Genomic DNA, 20,513 nt, shown 5'->3' on the forward strand with positions numbered 1-20,513 from the left:
AAATGAAAAAGGCCTTGTTGGGGGGGGGGGGGGCTAATGGGGGGAGATACCCATCCCTCTGGCCTACTTATTTCCTGACCTGCCGGCTTTCGTGAAAGTTCGACTTATTTTCGTCACTTGCACCTCCAGCAAAAGCTGGGCCGACAATCGAGTGTAGGGTAGAAAATGTGACAAATGTGACCCGCTGGTCACTATTGTCAGGCCCCGTGCCAGACGCAAACGTTGGCGCTTGCGCCGCTTGCGCAAGCGGGCCTGTGCGCGGCCCATCCGAGGGCAGGCTGCGGGGCACTGAACATCATGGCTGCACTGTGATGGTGCGTGATAATGCAGCGTGGTCCACGAAGCGGCGCATGGCCTTGTGCCGTTCGTCGCTGAACCCTCGCGCAGCGCGCTGGACTAACCTGAAAGGCTGAACTGTCGTCATCCATTCCAGAATCCAGAAGGGGAGCATCGGCTCATGCAATTGGGAATCGTCGGGCTTGGCCGCATGGGCGGCAATATCGCAAGGCGGCTCATGCGCGCCGGCCACCACACCGTGGTGCACGACCGCAACCTGGATGCCGTTACCGCGCTGGAAGGTGAGGGCAGCCAGGCTGCCCACGACCTGGGCGCATTGGTGGCACAACTGCAGGCACCCCGTGCGGTGTGGGTGATGTTGCCGGCAGGCGAGCCTACCGAACAGACCATCGCCCAGCTTGCCGACCTGCTGGAACCGGGGGATGCGATCATCGACGGCGGCAACACCTTCTACAAGGACGACATGCGCCGCGCCGCCGAGCTGGCCACGCGCGGGCTGCATTACCTGGACGTCGGCACGTCCGGTGGCGTGTGGGGGCTGGAGCGTGGCTACTGCATGATGATTGGCGGCGAAAAGGACGTGTTCGAGCGGCTGGAACCGCTGTTTCTGGCACTCGCACCTGGCGTGGGTGAAATCCCACGTACCCATGGCCTGAGCGGGGAACACCAGCGTGCCGAGCACGGGTATATCCACGCCGGCCCGCCTGGCGCCGGGCACTACGTGAAGATGGTGCATAACGGCATCGAGTATGGGCTGATGCAGGCTTATGCCGAAGGCTTCGACCTGCTGCGCAGCAAGGGCGGTACGGAATTGCCCGAGGACCAGCGCTTCGACCTGAACGTTGCGGAAATTGCCGAAGTGTGGCGACGCGGCAGCGTGGTGACGTCCTGGCTGCTGGACCTCACCGCCGATGCGCTGGCGGCCGACCCTCAGCTTGCCCAGTTCAGCGGCTCGGTGTCGGACAGCGGCGAAGGCCGCTGGACCGTCGATGCCGCAGTGGAGCAAGCGGTGCCGGTGCCGGTGCTGTCCAGCGCGCTGTTTGCACGGTTCCGTTCCCGGCAGCAGCAGGGTACCTACGGTGACAAAGTGCTCTCGGCCATGCGCCTGGGGTTTGGTGGCCACGTCGAGAAAAAACCTGAATGAGCAAAAAACAGAAAACCCCCGCTGCCCCACCGTGCACCCTGTTTCTGTTTGGCGCCAATGGCGACCTGGTAAAGCGCCTGCTGATGCCGGCGCTGTACAACCTCAGCCGTGACGGCCTGTTGGACCGCAACCTGCGCATTGTGGGCGTGGACCACAACACTGCCACCGCCGAGGAATTTGCCGAACGCCTGCACACCTTCATCGCCGAGCGCGACAAGGGCGGTGAAGGTGCGCCTGCCAGCCTGGACGAAACCCTCTGGGCCGGCCTGGCCAAACGCCTGGACTACCAGACCGGCGATTTCATGGACCCGGCCACGTACCAGGCCATTGCCGAGCGGGTCAACAAGACCCGCCACGGCAACGCCATTTTCTACCTCGCCACCTCACCGCGCTTTTTCCCCGAAGTGGCCCAGCGGCTGGGTGAGGCGGGCCTGCTGGATGAATCGGGCGGTGGTTTTCGCCGCCTGGTGGTGGAAAAACCCTTCGGCACCGACCTGGCCAGCGCCCAGGCGCTCAATGCCTGCCTGTTGAAGGTAATGGACGAGCGGCAGATCTACCGCATCGACCACTTCCTGGGCAAGGAAACGGTGCAGAACATCATGGTCAGCCGGTTTTCCAACGGCCTGTTCGAATCGTTCTGGAACAACCACTACATCGATCACATCCAGATCACGGCGGCTGAAACCGTGGGTGTAGAAACCCGGGGGGCCTTCTACGACAGCACTGGCGCGTTGCGTGACATGGTACCCAACCACCTGTTCCAGCTGCTGGCAATGGTTGCCATGGAGCCGCCTGCCGCATTTGCCGCGGACGCCGTGCGCGGCGAAAAAGCCAAGGTCATCGGTGCCATCCGGCCCTGGTCCACCAAGATGGCATTGAAGAACTCCGTGCGTGGCCAGTACGTGGCTGGCAAGCAGGGGCGCAAGCAGATTGCCGGGTACCGCCAGGAGGAGAACGTTGCCGAGGATAGCCAGACCGAGACCTTCGTCGCGCTGAAGGTGATGATCGACAACTGGCGCTGGGCGGGTGTGCCGTTCTACCTGCGCACGGGCAAACGCATGAGCGTGCGTGACACCGAAATCGCCATCTGCTTCAAGCCTGCGCCTTATGCCCAGTTCCGCGAGTCGGAGCTGGAGCGGCCCAAGCCCAACTACCTGAAAATCCAGATCCAGCCCAACGAGGGCATGTGGTTCGACCTGCAGGCCAAACGCCCTGGCCCCGAGCTGGTGATGGAGAACGTGGAGCTGGGCTTTGCCTACAAGGACTACTTCAAGATGACCCCTGCCACCGGGTACGAAACGTTGATCTACGACTGCCTCACCGGCGACCAGACGTTGTTCCAGCGCGCTGACAACATCGAGAACGGCTGGCGGGCGGTGCAGCCGTTTCTGGATGCCTGGGCAGCGGGCGGCGAGGTGCACGATTACGCGGCAGGGGAAGATGGGCCCGAAGCGGGCAATGAGTTGCTCGTCCGCGACAAGCGCGAGTGGCACCGCTTGGGTTGAGCCCAACAGCAATCACACACAGGAGCCTCAATGCCCGCTCATATTGAAGACTACGCCCTGCTGGGCAACTGCCGCAGTGCTGCCCTGGTCAGCAAGGACGGCTCGATCGACTGGCTGTGCCTGCCGCGTTTCGATGCCCCTGCGGTGTTCGCGGCGCTGCTGGGCAACGAAGAAAACGGCCGGTGGCGCCTGGCGCCGTGCGACCCCGTGGAGCACTGCAGCCGGCGCTATCTGGACGACACGCTGGTGCTGGAAACCACCTGGGTAACGGCCACCGGGCGTGCCCGTGTGCTGGACTTCATGCCGCTGGGTGAGGTCAATTCGGTGGTGCGCATCGTCGAGGGCATCAGCGGCGAAATCAACTTCGAGATGGACCTGGTGATGCGCTTCGACTACGGGCGCACGGTGCCCTGGGTCGAGCGCCTGGCGCCCCTTACCCTCAGCGCCGTGGCCGGGCCGGACCGGTTGATCCTGGCGACCAGCGTGCCGCCACACGCCCGCGATCACCACACCGGTGCGCGGTTCCGGGTGGGCGCTGGCGAGCGGCAGGTCTTCAGCCTGCGCCACCAGCTGTCGCACCTGCCGGTGCAGCCCGACCATGATGTCGACGCCTCGCTCAAGGACACGGTGGACCAGTGGGAAACCTTTGCTTTCCGTTGCCCGGAGGTGGGGCCGTACACCGCGCTGGTGCGCCGCTCGTTGCTGGTGCTCAAGGCCATGACCTACGCACCTACCGGGGGCATCGTCGCCGCAGTGACCACCTCGCTGCCCGAGCGCCTGGGCGGTGAGCGTAACTGGGACTACCGCTTCTGCTGGCTGCGCGATGCCACCATGACCTTGCTGGCGTTCATGAACCTGGGTTACTTCGAAGAGGCGCAGGCGTGGCGCGAATGGTTGCTGCGCTCGGTGGCCGGCAACCCCGAGCAGATGCAGATCATGTACGGCCTGGCCGGTGAACGGGACTTGCAGGAGTACACCCTGCCGTGGCTGGCCGGTTACGAGCACTCCCAGCCGGTGCGGGTAGGCAACGCGGCATCGGCCCAAACCCAGCTGGACATCTATGGCGAGCTGGCCGATGCCATGAGCCAGGCCATTCGCGGCGGGCTGCCTCGGCACCCACGCAGTGCGGCCATCGCCCGGCTGATCCTGCCGTACCTCGAAAGCATCTGGCGTGACCCGGATGAAGGCATCTGGGAAGTGCGCGGCGGTCGGCAGCACTTCGTGCACTCCAAGGTCATGGCCTGGGTGGCGTTCGACCGCGCCGCCGGGCTCGCCGAAACCACGGAAGAAGGCCGCGAACAGGCCCGCCACTACCGCCAGGTGGCCGACCAGATCCACCAGGAGGTGTGCGAGCAGGGCCTGGATGCCGGGGGCAGTCACTTCGTCCAGGCGTATGGTTCTGCGGAGATGGATGCCAGCCTGCTGCACATTGCCCTGACCGGCTTCCTGCCCGCTGAGGACCCACGTTTTCTGCGCACGCTGGAGCAGATCGAGCAGCGCCTGCTGAAAAACGGCCTGCTGCTGCGCTATGACACCGACAGCTGCGGTGACGGCCTGACTGCAGGCGAGGGCACGTTCCTGGTGTGTTCGTTCTGGCTGGCGGATGTGTATGTGCTGTTGGGGCGCCAGGCCGAAGCGCAGGCGCTGTATGAGCGGCTGACGGGGCTATGCAATGACGTGGGGCTGCTGGCCGAGCAGTACGACCCGGCCGACCAGCGCATGCTGGGCAACTTCCCGCAGGCGTTCAGCCATATCGGCATTATCAATACGGCCATCAACCTGCACCGGGCACAGTGCCCGGCGCGGGACAGGGCGAGGTGTGGGTAGGCGACGTGGCCAGTTTGCGGCCTATCGCCCTACATGGGGTAACCTTGCGTATTACCTTCTGATGGCAGTGGGCTGATGGCCAACCACAAGATCGAGATACGCCGGCGTAATGTGCAAAAAATTCTGCAAGCTGCGGAAAAAGTGTTCGCCGAGCAGGGCTACGGCGGCACGTCCATGGGCGACATCGCCGAGCAGGCCGGGCTGCCGCGTTCCAACCTGCACTACTACTTCACCACCAAGGACGAGCTGTTCCGTGCCGTGCTGCAAGACTTGCTGGAGGAATGGAAGCAGGACGCCCAGTGCTTCGAGCATTTCGATGACCCGCGTGTGGTGCTGACCAGCTACATACGGGCGAAGATGGGCCATTCCCGGTCGCGGCCGCTGGGTTCGCGGATCTGGGCCGAGGAGATGCTGCACGGTGCCCCGGTGCTGGGCATCAACCTCAGCGAAAGCCTGGTGCCCTGGGCACGGCTGAAGGAGGCCAAGATCCGCCGTTGGGTGGAAGAGGGGCGCATTCAGCCGGTGGAGCCGTCTGCGCTGCTCTACATGATCTGGGCTTCCACCCAGCACTACGCGGACTTCGGTTTCCAGGTAACCCTGCTCAACGGCGGCCAGCCGCTGTCTGACCGCGCCTTCGAGCGCGCGGTGCAGACAGTGACCTGCGTGATCCTGCGGGGCATCGGCCTGGAGCCCTGATGCGCAGGCTTGGCCTCAACTGGCCTCGCGGTAGGGGTTGCGTGGGTCCTGGGTCCAGTTCAGGTAGGGCTTGCCGGTGTCCTGGGCCACCATCTCGATGCAGTCCTGCACCGGGCAGGTGATCTGGCACAGGTTGCAGCCCACGCATTCTTCCTCGATCACCTGGTAAACATGGGTGCCATCGGCTGCAGGGGTGCTGGCGATCGCCTGGTGTGATGTGTCTTCGCAGGCGATGTGGCAGCGGCCACAGCCAATGCAGGTTTGCGGGTCGATGTGGGCGATGGACTTGTAGTTGATGTCCAGGTACTTCCAGTCAGTGGTGTGCCCCACCGCCTGGCCACGGAATGCTTCCAGGCTGCGATGCCCGTGCTGGTCCATCCAGCGCGCCAGCCCGTCTTTCATGTCTTCCACGATGCGAAAGCCATGCAGCATCGCCGCCGTGCACACTTGCACCGCACCGCTGCCCAGGGTGATGAACTCGGCGGCATCCCGCCAACTGCCAATGCCCCCAATGCCGCAGATGGGCAGGCCGTGGGTCGCCGGGTCGCGGGCGATCTCTGCCACCATGTTCAGGGCAATCGGTTTTACCGCCGACCCGCAATAGCCGCCGTGGGTGCTCTGGTCGCCAACGATGGGGTGGGCCACCATGCGCTCCAGGTCGACGCTGGTGATGGAGTTGATGGTGTTGATCAACGACACCGCATCGGCCCCGCCCCGGTGCGCGGCGCGTGCCGACTGGCGAATGTCGGTGATGTTGGGCGTGAGCTTGACGATCACGGGTAGCGAGCAGTAGGCCTTGCACCAGCGCGTGACCATTTCCACGTACTCCGGCACCTGGCCCACTGCGGCGCCCATGCCGCGTTCGGGCATGCCGTGGGGGCAGCCGAAGTTCAGCTCGATCCCATCTGCACCGGTGGCTTCCACCAGGGGCAAAATGAATTTCCAGGCGTTTTCTTCGCACGGCACCATCAGCGACACGATCAGCGCCCGGTCAGGCCAGTCGCGCTTTACCTGGGTGATTTCACGCAGGTTGATTTCCAGCGAGCGGTCGGTGATCAGCTCGATATTGTTGATGCCTTGCACCACGCGGTTGGCGCCGTAGTGCGCCGAGTAGCGCGACGACACGTTCACCGCAGCAGGGTCTTCGCCCAGGGTCTTCCACACCACGCCGCCCCAGCCCGCCTCGAAGGCCCGTACCACGTTATAGGCTTTGTCGGTAGGCGGCGCTGACGCCAGCCAGAAGGGGTTGGGTGCCTTGATGCCGGCAAATTCGATCGACAGGTCAGCCATTACGCAGCCTCCACGTTGGTCATCAGTTGGGCATGGATGGCTTCAGCCGCCAGCTTGCCGTGTTGCACTGCCTGCACGGTGAGGTCCTGGCCCAGCGCGGTGCAGTCGCCGCCGGCATACACGCCCGGCAGGCTGGTGCGCATGTGCGCGTCTACCCGAATGCGCTCCCCCTCGCGTGCCAGCTGGGCGGCGGCCGGGTCGACCAGGCTGGCATTGTCGAAGCCCTGGCCGATGGCCTTGAAAATGGCGTCGGCGGCCAGTTCGAAGGTTTCGCCCGTGTCGCTCAGGCGGCCCTCTGCCAGGGCGGTGCGGGCAAAGCGCATGCCGCGCACCTGCCCGGCTTCGTCCAGCAGCACGGTGTCGGGGCGTGCCCAGGTGTGCAGGCGCACCTGGTTGGCCTTGGCGATGGCCTGCTCGTGGTCCGTGGCGCCCATGTCGGCGTGGCCACGGCGGTACACCAGGTTGACGTCGAGTGCACCCAGGCGGCTCATTTGCACGGCCATGTCGATGGCGGTGTTGCCGGCGCCGATCACCAGGCAGCGGTCGGCCAGGGGCAACTGGCTCAGGTCATCGGCCTGGCGCAGTTCGCGGATGTAGTGGGTAGCTGGCAGCAGCCCTGGGGCATGTTCATCCGGCAGGCCCAAGTCGCGCACGGCATTCAGGCCCAGGCCCAGGAACACCGCGTCGTACTGCTCTCGCAGGCTGGCCAGGCTGAGGTTGCCGCCCAGGCGCTGGCCGTGGCGGATTTCGATACCGCCAATGCCCAGCAGAAATGCCACTTCACGCTGGGCATAGTCGTCCACCAGCTTGTAGCGGGCGATGCCGTATTCGTTCAGGCCGCCTGGCTTGTCACTGGCTTCGAACACCACCACCTCGTGCCCATGCAGAGCGAGGCGATGGGCGCACGACAGCCCGGCCGGGCCGGCACCGACCACGGCGATCCGTTTGCCGGTGGCCGGTGAGCGCCGAAACGGGTGTTCTGTGAAGTGCGCGTTATCCAGTGCATAGCGTTGCAACTGGCCGATCAATACGGGTGCGCATTCCTGGGCATTGTTCCGCACGCAGGCCTGCTGGCAGAGAATTTCGGTAGGGCATACGCGGGCGCAACTGCCGCCGAGGATGTTGGCCGAGAGAATGCGCTGGGCCGCCCCCTGGAGGTTCTCGTCGCTGATACGGTGGATGAACGACGGGATGTCGATTTCACTGGGGCAGGCATTGATGCACGGGGCGTCGTAGCAGTACAGGCAGCGCGCGCTTTCTACGGCGGCCTGGCGGGCGGTGAGGGGTGGGGCCAGGTCGCTGAAGCGCTCGGCCAGCTGGTCTGCACGGGCCTGGGGGCGCGGCAGATGGCTCAGGGGATCGATCACGGTGGTAGCCTCTTTTTTTTATGAGTGCAGACAACGCGAGGGTTGCGTGGCAGGTGCTCAGCGCTGCACGGGTGTTGGGCGCTGATGCTCGGCCCGACGTTCCAGTACCTCGTACACCGACGGGTACGCTGGGCGCTGCACGTAACGGCCCGCCCCGGCTTCGGCGCGCAGGTCACCATCGGCCCACACCACCTTGCCCTGGCTGATGGTGTGGCTGGGTATGCCACGTACCGTTCGCCCTTCGAAGATGTTGAAGTCCACGCGCTGGTGGTGGGTCTTGGCCGAGAGGGTGCGGGTGCCGTGCGGGTCCCACAGCACCAGGTCGGCGTCAGCCCCCACGCGCACGGCGCCCTTGCGGGGGAACAGGTTGAAGATTTTCGCCGTGTTGGTGGAAGTCAGCGCGACGAACTCGTGCATGGACAGGCGCCCGCTGTTCACCCCGGCATCCCACAACACGGCCATGCGGTCCTCGATGCCCGCAGTGCCATTGGGGATGCGGCTGAAGTCATCCCGCCCCATGGCTTTCTGCTCGGCGCAGAAGCAGCAATGGTCGGTGGCCGTGGTGTGCAGGTTGCCAGACAGCAGGCCGTGCCACAGGGCCTCCTGGTGTTCGCGTGGGCGGAACGGCGGGCTCATCACGTAGCCGGCGGCGGTGGCCCAGTCGGGGTCGCGGTACACACTGTCATCCAGCAGCAGATGGCCCGGCAGCACTTCACCGTAGACCGGTTGGCCCTTGCTGCGCGCATAGGTGATTTCGTCCAGGGCCTCGCGGCTGGAGATGTGCACGAGGTACAGCGGGGTGCCCAGGGTTTCGGCGATGCGGATGGCTCGGCTTGCCGCTTCTCCCTCAACCTGGGACGGGCGCGACAGCGGGTGCGCTTCTGGCCCGGTCATGCCCTGGGCCAGCAGTTTTTTCTGCAGGTGGTACACCAGCTCGCCGTTTTCGGCATGCACGGTGGGCACCGCGCCCAGTTGCAGGCAGCGCTCGAAGCTGGCCACCAGGGTGTCGTCGGCGGCCATGATCGCGTTCTTGTACGCCATGAAGTGCTTGAAGCTGTTTACCCCATGCTGGCTCACCAGTTCGCCCATTTCTTCGGCCACCTGCTCGCTCCACCAGGTGATGGCGACGTGGAAGCCATAGTCGCTGGCGCTTTTCTGTGCCCAGCCGCGCCAGGTGTGGAAGGCCTCCAACAGCGATTGCTGAGGGTTGGGGATGACGAAATCAATGATGGACGTGGTACCGCCCGCAAGCCCGGCAGCGGTGCCGCTGAAGAAGTCTTCGCTGGCCACCGTGCCCATGAACGGCAGTTGCATGTGGGTGTGCGGGTCGATGCCGCCGGGCATCAGGTATTGGCCGCTGCCATCGAGTATTTCGCAGTCGGTGGGCGCTTCAAGGTTCTGGCCGATGGCCTGGATCAGGCCCTCGGCACATAGCACATCGGCGGGGTAGCTTTCTTCGTGGGTGACCACGGTGGCGCCACGGATCAACAGGGGCATACCGTCTTCCTCGCAGGCTGACCGGTCTTGGCCGGTTCTTGGAATTGTCGGGGCAGGCCTGGCAGGTTGTGATCCTGCCAGGACTGACAAGAATCGAGGCTAGATGCTGATTGCGCATTCAGCAAGAAATAATTCCCACGAATTTTGTGGTTTTTAAGTTGTTGATAGTAAACAACAAAAAATTATTCAGCGGTCTAGCATGCGGGTTTCAGGAGACGTTGACTGACTTGACAAGATACAGATCTGGTCAAGATTTTAACCACATTCAGCGTGTGTACTCCGGCCATCGCATTAGCCCGATGAGCAAACAACTACAACAAATCTGGAGAAGGCCCCATGCAACAGAGCAGATCGCAAGTGGTCGAGCAAAATGGCCTGTTCGAGCTGTGCGAGGGCAGCGATGTACTCGACAGCCCGCGCTACAACGCCGACATCGCACCTACCAAGGTGCACCAGCGCACCTGGAACAAATGGCACATCACTGCACTGTGGGTCGGCATGTCGGTGTGTGTGCCCACCTACACCCTCGGGGGCGTGCTCACGGCCTATTTTGGCCTGAGCGTGGGCGAAGCGTTGATGGCCATCCTGTTGGCCAACCTGATCGTGCTGATTCCGCTGACGCTCAATGCGTTCCCCGGGACAAAGTACGGTATCCCGTTCCCGGTACTGCTGCGCTCGTCGTTTGGTGTGTTGGGTTCGAATGTGCCGTGCCTGGTGCGGGCGGTGGTGGCCTGCGGCTGGTTCGGTATCCAGACCTTGTTCGGCGGGCTGGCCATCCACCTGTTCCTGGGCTCGGTGTTCGAGGGCTGGAAGGCCCTGGGCGGCACCGGCGAGGTGATCGGCTTCATGATTTTCTGGTGCCTGAACCTGTGGGTGGTGCTGCGCGGTGCCGAGTCCATCAAGTGGCTCGAAACCCTCTCGGCGCCGTTGCTGGTGGCGGTGGGCCTGGGCCTGCTGGTATGGGCACTGCCGCACATGTCGATGACCGAACTGCTGGCCCAGCCGCCCAAGCGCCCCGAGGGGGCGAGCATGGTCGGCTACTTCTGCGCCGGGCTTACCGCCATGGTCGGTTTCTGGGCCACGCTGTCGCTGAACATACCGGACTTCAGCCGCTATGCCCGCAGCCAGAAGGACCAGATTCTGGGGCAGATTTTCGGTTTGCCGCTGACCATGTTCCTGTTTGCGTCATTGGGCGTGGTACTCACGGCGGCTTCCGCCTCGCTGGTGGGCGAAACCGTGTCGGACCCGGTCAGCCTGATCGGCAAGATCCACAGCCCGTTCTGGGTGGCCCTGGCCATGGCGCTGATCGTGATAGCCACTCTGTCGACCAACACGGCGGCGAACATCGTCTCGCCCACCAACGACTTCCAGAACATTGCCCCCCGTTTGATTGGGCGCAGCCGGGCGGTATGGCTTACCGGCTTCATCGGCTTGGCCCTGATGGGCCACGAGTTGCTGAAGAAGCTGGGCTTGATTGTGTCCGACCTCAGCCTTGAAAGCGTGTATTCCAATTGGCTGCTGGGCTACTCCAGCCTGCTGGGGCCGATTGCCGGCATCATGGTGGTGGACTACTTCCTGGTGCGTCGCCAGCAGCTGGACCTGGCCGGGCTGTACCGCGACGACGTTTACCCGGCCTGGAACTGGGCCGGGTTTGCCGCCTTTGGCGTGCCGGTGGCATTGACCGTGATGGCCATCGGCAACAGCCGCTTCAGCTGGTTCTACGACTATGGCTGGTTCACCGGGTCGTTGCTCGGGGCCGCCATGTATTACCTGTTCGCCGGCTTGGCCGCCCGCACCCCTGCGCGGGTAGCCAAGCCGTTGCCTTGAAGCCGGCACACCCGCCGTGCGCCACGATCACAACAATGCCTGAGGATGAACCCGTGAACCCAGCCCAAGACCTTCTGCAAAGCACTGACCAGCACGTCGACAGCGCACGCCTGTGGCAATCGCTGATGGACCTGGCCCGCCTGGGGGCCACTGCAAAAGGCGGTGTCTGCCGCCTGGCCCTGACCGACCTGGACCGCCAGGCCCGTGACCTGTTCGTGCAGTGGTGCGAACAGGCCGGGTGCACGGTGAGCATCGATGGTGTAGGCAACCTGTTTGCCCGCCGCCCCGGGCGCAACCCGGCGCTGCCACCGGTGATGACGGGCAGCCACATCGATACGCAGCCCACGGGTGGCAAGTTCGATGGCTGCTTTGGGGTGATGGCTGGCCTGGAGGTGATCCGCACCCTCAACGACCTGGGCGTGGAAACCGAGGCGCCGCTGGAGGTGGTGGTGTGGACCAACGAAGAGGGCTCGCGTTTTGCGCCGTGCATGATGGGCTCAGGCGTGTTCGCCGGCAAATTCAGCCTGGCTGACACGTTGGCCAAACGTGATGCCCAGGGCACCAGCGTCGGCGAGGCCCTGGGTGCCATAGGCTATGCCGGGCCCCGCAGCGTGACCGGCCACCCGGTGGGTGCGTACTTCGAGGCACACATCGAACAAGGCCCGATTCTGGAAGACCAGGCCAAAACCATCGGTGTGGTGCTGGGGGCGCTGGGCCAGAAGTGGTTCGACCTGACCTTGCGCGGGGTCGAAGCGCATGCCGGCCCCACCCCCATGCACCTGCGCAAGGACGCCCTGGTAGGTGCGGCGGCCGTGGTGCAGGCGGTGAACCGTACCGCGCTGGCTCACCAGCCCCACGCCTGCGGCACAGTGGGTTGTCTGCAGGCGTACCCGGGCTCGCGCAACGTGATACCCGGGGAGGTGCGCATGACCCTGGACTTCCGGCACCTTGAGGGTGAACAGCTGGATGCGATGATTGCCGAAGTGCGCGGAGTGATCGAGGCCACCTGTGCCATGCATGGTCTGGCCCATGAGCTGGTGCCTACGGCAGACTTCCCGGCCTTGTACTTCGACAAAGGTTGTGTCGACGCGGTGCGCCAGTCGGCCGAGGCGTTGGGTTTGCCGCACATGGACATCGTCAGCGGGGCGGGGCACGACGCGATCTTCCTGGCAGAGCTGGGCCCGGCAGGGATGATTTTCGTGCCCTGCGAGAATGGAATCAGCCACAACGAGATCGAGAATGCCACGGCGGAGGACTTGGCTGCGGGCTGTGCGGTGTTGCTGCGAGCGATGCTGGCAGCTTCCCAGGCGGTGGCCAAGGCGCAGCTGGCGGCCTAGTCAGGATGCTGGCACCAGCAAGCCATCGCGCCCCAGGTGATAGCGCTGCAGGTCGGCGGCCAAGGTCAGGTTGCCGCGATAATGCGCCTGGGCTTCATGGCGTACGTCGTCGATGGAGGGGCTGCGTTGGGGGTCTGCCTGGTAGCGGGCGCTGAAGTGCGTCAGCACCAGGTTTCGGACGCCGGCGCTCTCGGCCATGTGCGCCACATCAGCGGCGGTGCTGTGGCCGTAGGTAACCCCTGTGCGCTCCACCGCCGGCTGGGTGAACGTGGCCTCGTGCACCAGTACGTCGGCATCGGCTGCCACCCCTGCCAGCAAATCGGGGGTATCATTATCTCCGCAGATGATGACCCGACGCGGTGCACGGCCCGGGCTCAGGTAATCGGCGGCATCCAGCGCACGTTCACCATGCTGCACAGGCAGGCCCTTTGCCAAATCCCCCCACAGAGGGCCGCGCGGGATGCCTTCGGCGTCCAGGCGGTCGGTGTTCAGGCGCGGCTGCGGACACACTTCGTCGAATACATACCCCACACTGGGCACTCGATGGGAGAGCGCGACGGTGGTGACCTTGACCGTGCCGTTCTGCCAACCCTCGAAACCTTCCACCGCCAGTAGCCGCAGCTCGAAAGACAGGTGGCTGTCGGTGGCCGCAAGGCTCAGGCGCAGCCAAGGGTGCAGCGCCTCAGGCAACACCACGTTCAGGGGATCGCGCCGGCCATTCATGCTTGCACTGGACAACAGGCCGGGCAGGCCCAGGCAATGATCGCCATGCACATGGGTGATGAAAATGCCTGCCAGGTCCTGGGCGGACAACGGCGTGTGCAGCAGGCGGTGCTGGGTACCTTCACCACAGTCCACCAGGTACCAGCCTCTGCCCGTGGTTTCGAGCAGCGCTGTGGCGCTGACATTGCGGGCCTTGGTCGGCACTCCGGCCGAAGTGCCGAGAAACAGCAGGTCCATTCTTACTCCTGTGATGGCCGGCTTATGCCGGGGCGGTGTTCAGTTCATGGCCTTGGTATCAGCCTGGCGCCACACCAGCTTGCTGGTGTCGTAACCCTGTTCACGGGCGATGCCCAGCAACTGGTCGCGGGTTTGGTCGGGGATGGCGGGGGTGCGTGACAGCAGCCACAGGTATTCCCGGTTCGGGTGGCCTACCAGCGCCACGCGGTAGTCCTTGTCGTGGTACAGCACCCAGTACTCGCCCTTGGTCAGGTCCGGTGCCAGGCGGCTGAACCAGTTGTCGAAGCGTACCCACAGCTTGTCGGTACTGCCAGCCTGCTGGGCCTCGGCAATGCCCTTGGCCTCGTTCCACTCGCCGTCCTTCTCCTTGCAGCGGTTGGTGACGTCGATGCGGCCATCGGTGCGCAGGGCATAGTGGGCCTCGGACTGCACGCAGTTGCGCTGGAAGAACATTGGCAGGCGTGCCAGTTCGTACCAGGTGCCCTGGTAGCGTTGCAGGTCCACTTGCTGAGTGCGCGGCGGGGCGGGGTGATCGTTGCCGGCGCAGCCGTAAAGGGCCAGGGCCATGCAGGAAAGCATCAATGCCTTGCGTATCGCCATTGCGTTTCTCCCGGAAGTTGGGTGCCTGAATGTTTCGATGCCAGGCGCGAGCAAAAGTTGTGCGCAATCGCACGATGCACCAGTCCCGGTTTTGGCAGACGTGCAGCCACCTGCCTGGGTTACCATCGATGGCATCGCCTTATACCCACAGGAGTGTCGCCCATGGCCGAATACAGCGCGTTCAAGGTCGAACTGATCGACAACATCGCACACGTCCAGATCAACCGGCCTGAAAAGCTCAATGCCATGAATGCGGCATTCTGGGAGGAGATCATCGATATCTTCCAGTGGGTGGACGACACCGATGCCATACGGGTGGTGGTCATCAGTGGCGCCGGCAAGCACTTTTCTGCCGGCATCGACCTGGCGCTACTGGCGTCGGTGGCGGGCCAGCTGGGCAAGGATGTGGGGCGCAATGCGCGGCTGTTGCGCAAGACCATCCTGCGCATGCAGGCTTCGTTCAATGCGGTGGACCAATGCCGCAAGCCGGTACTGGCGGCGGTGCAGGGCTACTGCATCGGCGGGGCCATCGACCTGATATCAGCCTGCGACATGCGCTATTGCAGCGCTGACGCGCAGTTTTCCATCAAGGAAATCGACATGGGCATGGCGGCCGATGTCGGCACGCTGCAACGTTTGCCACGTATCATCAGCGACGGCATGATGCGGGAGCTGGCCTACACCGGGCGCAATGTGGAGGCTGACGAGGCGCTGCGCATTGGCCTGGTGAACCGCGTGTACGATGACGCTGCGACTCTGCTGGACGGCGTTTTTGCCATGGCCCGGGACATTGCCGCAAAATCGCCCATTGCCGTGGCCGGCACCAAGCACCTGCTCAGCTACATGCGTGACCACCGCGTTGACGACGGCCTTGACTACATCGCTACCTGGAACGCTGCGATGCTGCAGTCCGAAGACCTTCGGCTGGCGATGGCAGCGCACATGAGCAAACAGAAACCGACGTTCACCGACTGACAACCCCGGGGGACGCGCCTTACAGGAACCCTGATATGTCAGCACGCTGGACCACTGCAGTACTCGACCCCCAGATCACCGGCGGCCTGGCAGTGGCCCGTAGCCCGGAAGGGTTTCTGGTGGCCGACGAGGGAGCAATGTTCCCCCGGGACTGGCTGAAACGCCAGGGCCTGGACGTGCTGTGTGAACACGGCATCGGCCATTTCGACGGCCAGCCAGTGTTCCTGCTGGAGCTGCACAGCGCAGCGGCCCTACCAGGCTGCAGCTGGCGCGGCTTGCGCGCGTTCATGCTGGAGGGTGATTTCGACACCTACAAGGTGCTGGGCTATGCCGCACAGATTGGCACCTGGGCGCGGGAACACCGGTTCTGCGGCAGCTGCGGCCAGGCCATGACGCAAATCCGCTGGGAGCGGGCCATGCACTGTACGGCCTGCGACCTGCGCAGCTACCCGCGTATTTCACCGAGCATGATCGTGCTGGTGACCCGGGGCGATGAGATCCTGCTGGCACGCTCTCCGCGCTTTGTGGCCGGCGTATACAGCACCCTGGCAGGCTTTGCCGAGCCCGGCGAGTCTGCCGAGGATTGCCTGGTGCGCGAGGTACACGAAGAAGTGGCGGTGCAGGTGAAGAACATCCAGTACGTGGGCAGCCAGTGCTGGCCATTTCCACACTCGATGATGCTGGGTTTTCATGCCGAGTACGCCGGTGGCGACATCGTGATGCAGCCCGATGAAATCGAGGATGCGCAGTGGTTCAGCGTGCACCACCTGCCGCCGCTGCCGGCGGGCCGCTCCATCGCCCGCCACCTCATCGACCTGTACGTTGCACGGCGGTTAGGCCTGCCCGAACCAGTGCTGCCACGCTAGGCGCACGGTCAGCGCCAGCACCACGGTGATGAACACGGGGCGGATGAACTTGCTGCCCCCGCTGATGGCGGTGCGCGCACCAAAGAACGCGCCGACCATCACCGACAGGCCCATACACAGGCCCACGATGTAATCCACCTGCCCGGACAACACGAACACCGTCAGCGCTGCGATGTTGCTGACGAAGTTCATGCTGCGGGCCACGCCGCTGGCACGTACCAGGTCGATGGGGTACAGCAGCAGGGTGCTCACCGTCCAAAATGCCCCGGTGCCGGGTCCTGCAACGCCGTCGTAGAAGCCCAGGGCCAGGCCCTGCGGCGCCTGCCACTTCTTGCTGATTGGCGCTTCGGCATCCAGCGGCGCCTTGGGCGTGCCGCCGAACAGCAGGTAGATGCCGCAGGCAAACACGATCACGGGCAGCATTTTGTTCAGCCATTCGGCCGGCATGTAGTGGGCCACCACCGCGCCCAGCAGCGCGCCGACCAACGTGCCGAGCAATGCCCGCCGCCATTGCACCGGGTGGAACAGCTTGCGCCGGTAGTAGGTGAACCCCGCCGTGGCAGAGCCGAATGTGGAACTGAGCTTGTTGGTACCCAGCACCAGGTGAGGCGGCATGCCGGCCGTGAGCAGGGCGGGGGTGGTCAGCAGGCCGCCACCGCCGGCGATGGCATCGATGAAACCGGCGACAAAGGCAACCAGGACCAGGATCAGTAGGGTGAGGGGTTCAACAGTGAGCTCGAAGGGCATGGCGTTCTGGCAGGCAGGGAGGCTGGGTGCGACAACAAGCCGCGTGCGAAGCAGCCCATGGTAATGCCGTGACGGGGCCGGTGCCAGTGCCGAGTGCTTTGCAGAACGCACAGCATGCCGTTTGCTGGCCTCGTCATAGGAACCAGCGGTACTCCCGAGCGCTCACCTCTTGCATGAACGCCAGGTGGTCCTGGCGCTTGTTTTCGCAGTACACCATCACGAACTCCTCCCCCAGGCCTTGTTTGGCCGCCGGGTGGTGCCGCATGGCGGCCACGGCGCTGAGCATGTCCGTGGGGAAATCGATGCCGCTGCTGCGGTCCTCGTTCAGCGGGGCGATCGGTTCCTGCCTGGTATCGAGCCCTTGTTCCATGCCGCACAGGATGGCCGCCAGGACCAGGTAGGGGTTGGCATCGGCACCGGCAAGCCGGTGTTCGATGCGTAAATTGGCCGGGTCTGACTCCGGGATGCGGATGCATGCGTCGCGGTCTTCGAAGCCCCAACTGGCGCGGCTGGCCGCATTGACCATGGCGCCGTAGCGGCGGAAGGCGTTGTGGTTGGCAGCAAATATCGGCATGCAATGGGGCAGCAGTGCCAGGCAGCCGGCCACAGCGTGGCGAAGCGGGCGCTGGCCGCCCGCTGCCAGCAGGTTGCTGCCCGCTGCATCGTACAGGCTGACGTGCACATGCATGCCGCTGCCAGGTGCCTGCAGGTAGGGTTTACTCATGAACGAGGCGCGGTAGCCGTGTTTGAGCGCGACGCCACGGGTGCTGCGGCAGAACAGTGCGGCCCAGTCTGCCGCACGCAGGCCATCATCGCAGTGGCCAAAGTTGATCTCGAACTGGCCGGGGCCCAGTTCCGCGCTGATCACGTTGGCGTCCACGCCTTGCAGGTTGGCGGTGTCGACCATGTCGCGCAGCACGTCGCCAAAGCGCGACAGCCGCTCCATGTGCATGTTCGGCTGGTTATCCGCATCGCCTGTCAGGCTGTCGCGGGGGCACTGCGGCAAGCCGTCTTTCAGTGCGCGGTCGAACAGGTAGAACTCCAATTCGAATGCGACTACCGGGTGGATACCGCGCCGCGCCAGGCGTTGCAGCACCCTGGCCAGTACTTCGCGGGGTTCGAACTCGATGGGCGCGGGGGTGCCGTCGGTGGTGATCAGCATCTGCCCCAGCGCTTGCTGCTCCCAGGTCACCGGCTTGAGTGTGCCGGGTATCAGCCGGCGCACGGCATCCGGGTCGCCATCGCTGAAACAGTAGTCACCGATGGGGAACAAGCCGCCCTGTGCCCCTAGCAGCACGGCATTTTGTGGCAGCTTCAGGGGGCTGCCTGCAGCAACGTTTTCCAGCATGTCGATGGGGTAGCGCTTGCCGTAGAAGTGGCCAGGGATGTCGAGGCACAGCAGATCGACATAGCGTACCTCAGGGTAGTGCGCCCTGAACGCGCGCACTTCGCTGGGCAGGTCGGGGAAGTCGGTGGCGGTGTTGGCCGTGCTGTCCAAGCCTGAGCTCATGAAACGTATCCAAGATTGTTTCAATCCAATCTAGCAGAAGCCCTACCCGGTGCCAGGCCCGCGTGCTGCACCCTTGACCTGGGTCAGGGGCTGGTCTTCCTGCGGGTTACCCTCGCTTTGCCCCCTACAGCCTTGCCGGTTGCCGTTTTGCCTGCGGCGGCCTTGGCTTTGCCGCCGCTTCTGCGCTTCTTTTTCCACGGCGGGGCCGTGCCGGCTGCTGGCCCGCTGATGGTCATGCGCAGGCCGCTGCAGCGTTCTACCAGCTTGCCCATCCAGGCCGACTGGCGGGTGACGAATTCGTCCAGGCTCATTTCGCCGCTTTGCACCATGTCCAATGCCTGCTCCCAGATAGCGGTAGTGCCTGGATCGGCGATGGCGCGGGGCACTGCATCAATCAGGCTGAACGCCGCAGGGGTGGCAGACAGCGCCTTGCCGTTCTTGACCAGGTAGCCGCGGTCGAGCAGGCCCTGGATGATACTGGCGCGGGTGGCCTCGGTGCCGATGCCGGTGGTTTCTTTCAGCTTCTGTTTCAGCCGCGGGTCGTCTACCAGTTTGGCCACGTTCTTCATGGCCTTGATGAGATCACCCTCGGTGAACGGCTTGGGTGGCTGGGTCCACAGGTCCTTCAACTGCACCGCCTGTACGGCGCAGCCCTGGCCCTGGCTCAGCGCCGGCAGTACCTGAGGCGGGGCGGCTTCACGACCCTTGGCCGGTGTGAGGGCTTCGGGCAGGGCGCGTCGCCAGCCCGGCTCGACAATCTGTTTGCCGACGGCCCGCAGGGCGTGGCCGGCGCAATCGAAGTCGGCCTGGGTGCGGTCATATTCGTGGTTTGGCAGAAACTGCGCCAGGTAGCGGGCGCGGATCAGGGTATACACAGCCTTGTGCTTGGCCGGTAGCCGCGCCGGGTCGCTGGCGGCAGCCGTGGGGATGATGCCGTGGTGTGCGCTGACCTTGGCGTCGTTCCAGGCCCGGGAGCGGCGCTGGGGCTCCAGGTGTGGCTGCAGCGGTGCCAGGCTGGCATCGGCCCGCTGCAGTGCAGCCAGAATGCCAGGCGCCTCACTGTGCTGGCTGAGCGGCAGGTAGCCGCAGTCGCTGCGTGGGTAGGTGATCAGTTTGTGTGTTTCGTACAGGGCCTGGGCGATGTCCAGGGTTTCCTGGGCACCCAGGCCGAATTTTTTCGAGCACAGCTCCTGCAACGTGCCGAGATCAAAGGGCAGGGGGGCGGCTTCGCGCACCCGCTCTGTGCTCACCCGGGTGGCGTGTGCGACCCCGGCATTGCCGATGTCTACTGCGGCCTGTTGCGCCAGTGCCTGGTTCAGGCAGCGGCCCTGCTCGTCGCAGGTGTCGTCCGGCGCCCGCCACTGGGCGTTGAAGGCCTGGCCGGCGTGGGCCAGTTGCACATCGATAGCCCAGAAGGGGACAGGCACGAAATCGGCGATGCTGCGGTCGCGGTCGACCACCAGGCGCAGGGTAGGGGTTTGTACCCGGCCCACTGGCAGCACCCCCTGATAGCCCGATTGCCGGCCCAGCAGGGTGAACAGCCGGCTCATGTTCATGCCGATCAGCCAGTCGGCGCGGGAGCGGCCCAGGGCCGAATGGTACAGGTTGAAGGTTTCGTGGCCGGGCAGCAGGCGGGCCAGGGCCTTGCGAATGGACGCATCGTCCAGGGCCGACAGCCACAACCGCTGTACCGGGCCTCGGTAACGGCAATGCTCGACCAGCTCGCGGGCGATCATTTCGCCTTCGCGGTCCGCATCGGTGGCGATGACGAGCTCGCGGGCTTCGCCCAGCAGGCGCTTGACCGCCTTGAACTGGCTGGCCGTTTTGGGTTTGACCTGCATCTTCCACTGCGCCGGGATGATCGGCAGGTCGGCGAGGTTCCAGCGCTTGTAGCGCTCGTCGTAGCTGTCTGGCGGGGCGGTTTCCAGCAGGTGGCCGATGCACCAGGTTACGCAGACGTCGGTACCCTGCCAGCAGCCGTCGGCCTTGCGATGGGCGCCGAGCACCTTGGCGATGTCTTTTGCCTGGGAGGGCTTTTCACAGAGGAACAGGCGCATGGCCGCAGACG

The 20,513-nt window shown here is 64.5% G+C and carries 16 protein-coding genes; 8 read left to right on the top strand and 8 right to left on the bottom strand.

Features of this window, described 5'->3' with window-relative positions; translation table 11 throughout:
• Nucleotides 1–457 precede the first annotated feature (457 nt).
• The 4 genes from gnd (at nt 458) to IAE33_RS17810 (ending at nt 5,469) form a co-directional block, all read left to right on the top strand.
• Nucleotides 458–1,441 (top strand): phosphogluconate dehydrogenase (NAD(+)-dependent, decarboxylating), encoded by a 984-nt coding sequence (gene gnd, locus IAE33_RS17795; RefSeq protein ID WP_201164482.1) that lies wholly within the window; start codon nt 458–460, stop codon nt 1,439–1,441.
• Nucleotides 1,438–2,946 carry a glucose-6-phosphate dehydrogenase gene (gene zwf / locus IAE33_RS17800; RefSeq protein WP_201164483.1) on the top strand — a complete coding sequence of 503 codons (1,509 nt, stop codon included), beginning with the start codon at nt 1,438–1,440 and terminating at the stop codon, nt 2,944–2,946. Before gnd ends, zwf begins: the two co-directional genes overlap by 4 nt.
• Nucleotides 2,947–2,976: 30 nt before the next feature.
• Entirely contained in the window at nt 2,977–4,773 is a 1,797-nt protein-coding gene (locus IAE33_RS17805; RefSeq protein WP_201164484.1) for a glycoside hydrolase family 15 protein, read from the top strand.
• 75 nt (nt 4,774–4,848) lie between these two features.
• A complete protein-coding gene (locus IAE33_RS17810; protein ID WP_028632320.1) occupies nt 4,849–5,469 on the top strand; it encodes a TetR/AcrR family transcriptional regulator in 621 nt (206 codons plus the stop codon).
• Nucleotides 5,470–5,484: 15 nt separating this feature from the next.
• Here the strand turns inward: IAE33_RS17810 and preA are convergent, their stop codons facing one another.
• The 3 genes from preA to hydA are packed head-to-tail and all read right to left on the bottom strand — an operon-like array spanning nt 5,485 to nt 9,623.
• Nucleotides 5,485–6,759 carry an NAD-dependent dihydropyrimidine dehydrogenase subunit PreA gene (preA, locus tag IAE33_RS17815; RefSeq protein ID WP_201164485.1) on the bottom strand — a complete coding sequence of 425 codons (1,275 nt, stop codon included), beginning with the start codon at nt 6,757–6,759 and terminating at the stop codon, nt 5,485–5,487.
• The gene (locus IAE33_RS17820) at nt 6,759–8,126 is read right to left on the bottom strand and encodes an NAD(P)-dependent oxidoreductase (RefSeq protein WP_201164486.1); all 1,368 of its coding nucleotides are present in this window, start codon (nt 8,124–8,126) and stop codon (nt 6,759–6,761) included. The genes preA and IAE33_RS17820 overlap by 1 nt, the downstream gene beginning before the upstream one ends.
• Nucleotides 8,127–8,183: 57 nt before the next feature.
• Nucleotides 8,184–9,623 carry a dihydropyrimidinase gene (gene hydA / locus IAE33_RS17825; protein WP_201164487.1) on the bottom strand — a complete coding sequence of 480 codons (1,440 nt, stop codon included), beginning with the start codon at nt 9,621–9,623 and terminating at the stop codon, nt 8,184–8,186.
• A 336-nt stretch (nt 9,624–9,959) separates the two neighbouring features.
• On the opposite strand from hydA, the gene IAE33_RS17830 reads away from it, so the two are divergent.
• Together IAE33_RS17830 and IAE33_RS17835 are read left to right on the top strand one after the other, a co-directional pair.
• On the top strand, nt 9,960–11,450 hold the full coding sequence (locus IAE33_RS17830; protein ID WP_201164488.1) for an NCS1 family nucleobase:cation symporter-1: 1,491 nt from the start codon (nt 9,960–9,962) through the stop codon (nt 11,448–11,450).
• Nucleotides 11,451–11,503: 53 nt separating this feature from the next.
• Nucleotides 11,504–12,787 carry a Zn-dependent hydrolase gene (locus IAE33_RS17835; protein WP_201164489.1) on the top strand — a complete coding sequence of 428 codons (1,284 nt, stop codon included), beginning with the start codon at nt 11,504–11,506 and terminating at the stop codon, nt 12,785–12,787.
• On the opposite strand, the gene IAE33_RS17840 is transcribed toward IAE33_RS17835, so the two are convergent.
• Together IAE33_RS17840 and IAE33_RS17845 are read right to left on the bottom strand one after the other, a co-directional pair.
• A complete protein-coding gene (locus IAE33_RS17840) occupies nt 12,788–13,747 on the bottom strand; it encodes an MBL fold metallo-hydrolase (RefSeq protein WP_201164490.1) in 960 nt (319 codons plus the stop codon). It abuts the gene before it with no gap.
• Between the two features lie 39 nt (nt 13,748–13,786).
• Entirely contained in the window at nt 13,787–14,347 is a 561-nt protein-coding gene (locus tag IAE33_RS17845) for a lipocalin family protein (protein WP_060482929.1), read from the bottom strand.
• A gap of 162 nt (nt 14,348–14,509) precedes the next feature.
• Here IAE33_RS17845 and IAE33_RS17850 point away from each other — a divergent pair, with 162 nt between their 5' ends.
• Both IAE33_RS17850 and nudC read left to right on the top strand, forming a co-directional pair.
• Nucleotides 14,510–15,322, top strand: coding sequence for a crotonase/enoyl-CoA hydratase family protein (locus IAE33_RS17850; protein ID WP_201164491.1), 813 nt, complete (start codon nt 14,510–14,512; stop codon nt 15,320–15,322).
• Nucleotides 15,323–15,357: 35 nt separating this feature from the next.
• Nucleotides 15,358–16,188: an NAD(+) diphosphatase gene (gene nudC, locus IAE33_RS17855; protein WP_028632329.1), complete on the top strand. Its 831-nt coding sequence runs from the start codon at nt 15,358–15,360 to the stop codon at nt 16,186–16,188.
• Here the strand turns inward: nudC and IAE33_RS17860 are convergent.
• From IAE33_RS17860 to IAE33_RS17870, 3 genes are all read right to left on the bottom strand, one after another.
• Nucleotides 16,156–16,935, bottom strand: coding sequence for a TSUP family transporter (locus IAE33_RS17860; RefSeq protein WP_028632330.1), 780 nt, complete (start codon nt 16,933–16,935; stop codon nt 16,156–16,158). The genes nudC and IAE33_RS17860 overlap by 33 nt on opposite strands.
• Before the next feature lie 133 nt (nt 16,936–17,068).
• Entirely contained in the window at nt 17,069–18,445 is a 1,377-nt protein-coding gene (locus tag IAE33_RS17865; RefSeq protein ID WP_201164492.1) for a glutamine synthetase family protein, read from the bottom strand.
• Nucleotides 18,446–18,528: 83 nt separating this feature from the next.
• Entirely contained in the window at nt 18,529–20,502 is a 1,974-nt protein-coding gene (locus tag IAE33_RS17870) for a DNA topoisomerase III (protein ID WP_201164493.1), read from the bottom strand.
• Nucleotides 20,503–20,513 lie beyond the last annotated feature (11 nt).

This window comes from Pseudomonas sp. S60 (assembly GCF_016647865.1).
GTDB lineage: Bacteria > Pseudomonadota > Gammaproteobacteria > Pseudomonadales > Pseudomonadaceae > Aquipseudomonas > Aquipseudomonas parafulva.

What these genes read in the sequence shown, in the direction of transcription:
- gnd (WP_201164482.1), top strand. Translation starts at nt 458, where the DNA reads ATGCAATTGGGAATCGTCGGGCTTGGCCGCATGGGCGGCAATATCGCA.
- IAE33_RS17845 (WP_060482929.1), bottom strand. Translation starts at nt 14,347, where the DNA reads ATGGCGATACGCAAGGCATTGATGCTTTCCTGCATGGCCCTGGCCCTT.
- IAE33_RS17805 (WP_201164484.1), top strand. Translation starts at nt 2,977, where the DNA reads ATGCCCGCTCATATTGAAGACTACGCCCTGCTGGGCAACTGCCGCAGT.
- IAE33_RS17860 (WP_028632330.1), bottom strand. Translation starts at nt 16,935, where the DNA reads ATGCCCTTCGAGCTCACTGTTGAACCCCTCACCCTACTGATCCTGGTC.
- IAE33_RS17870 (WP_201164493.1), bottom strand. Translation starts at nt 20,502, where the DNA reads ATGCGCCTGTTCCTCTGTGAAAAGCCCTCCCAGGCAAAAGACATCGCC.
- IAE33_RS17840 (WP_201164490.1), bottom strand. Translation starts at nt 13,747, where the DNA reads ATGGACCTGCTGTTTCTCGGCACTTCGGCCGGAGTGCCGACCAAGGCC.
- hydA (WP_201164487.1), bottom strand. Translation starts at nt 9,623, where the DNA reads ATGCCCCTGTTGATCCGTGGCGCCACCGTGGTCACCCACGAAGAAAGC.
- IAE33_RS17850 (WP_201164491.1), top strand. Translation starts at nt 14,510, where the DNA reads ATGGCCGAATACAGCGCGTTCAAGGTCGAACTGATCGACAACATCGCA.
- IAE33_RS17865 (WP_201164492.1), bottom strand. Translation starts at nt 18,445, where the DNA reads ATGAGCTCAGGCTTGGACAGCACGGCCAACACCGCCACCGACTTCCCC.
- IAE33_RS17830 (WP_201164488.1), top strand. Translation starts at nt 9,960, where the DNA reads ATGCAACAGAGCAGATCGCAAGTGGTCGAGCAAAATGGCCTGTTCGAG.
- IAE33_RS17810 (WP_028632320.1), top strand. Translation starts at nt 4,849, where the DNA reads ATGGCCAACCACAAGATCGAGATACGCCGGCGTAATGTGCAAAAAATT.
- preA (WP_201164485.1), bottom strand. Translation starts at nt 6,759, where the DNA reads ATGGCTGACCTGTCGATCGAATTTGCCGGCATCAAGGCACCCAACCCC.
- nudC (WP_028632329.1), top strand. Translation starts at nt 15,358, where the DNA reads ATGTCAGCACGCTGGACCACTGCAGTACTCGACCCCCAGATCACCGGC.
- zwf (WP_201164483.1), top strand. Translation starts at nt 1,438, where the DNA reads ATGAGCAAAAAACAGAAAACCCCCGCTGCCCCACCGTGCACCCTGTTT.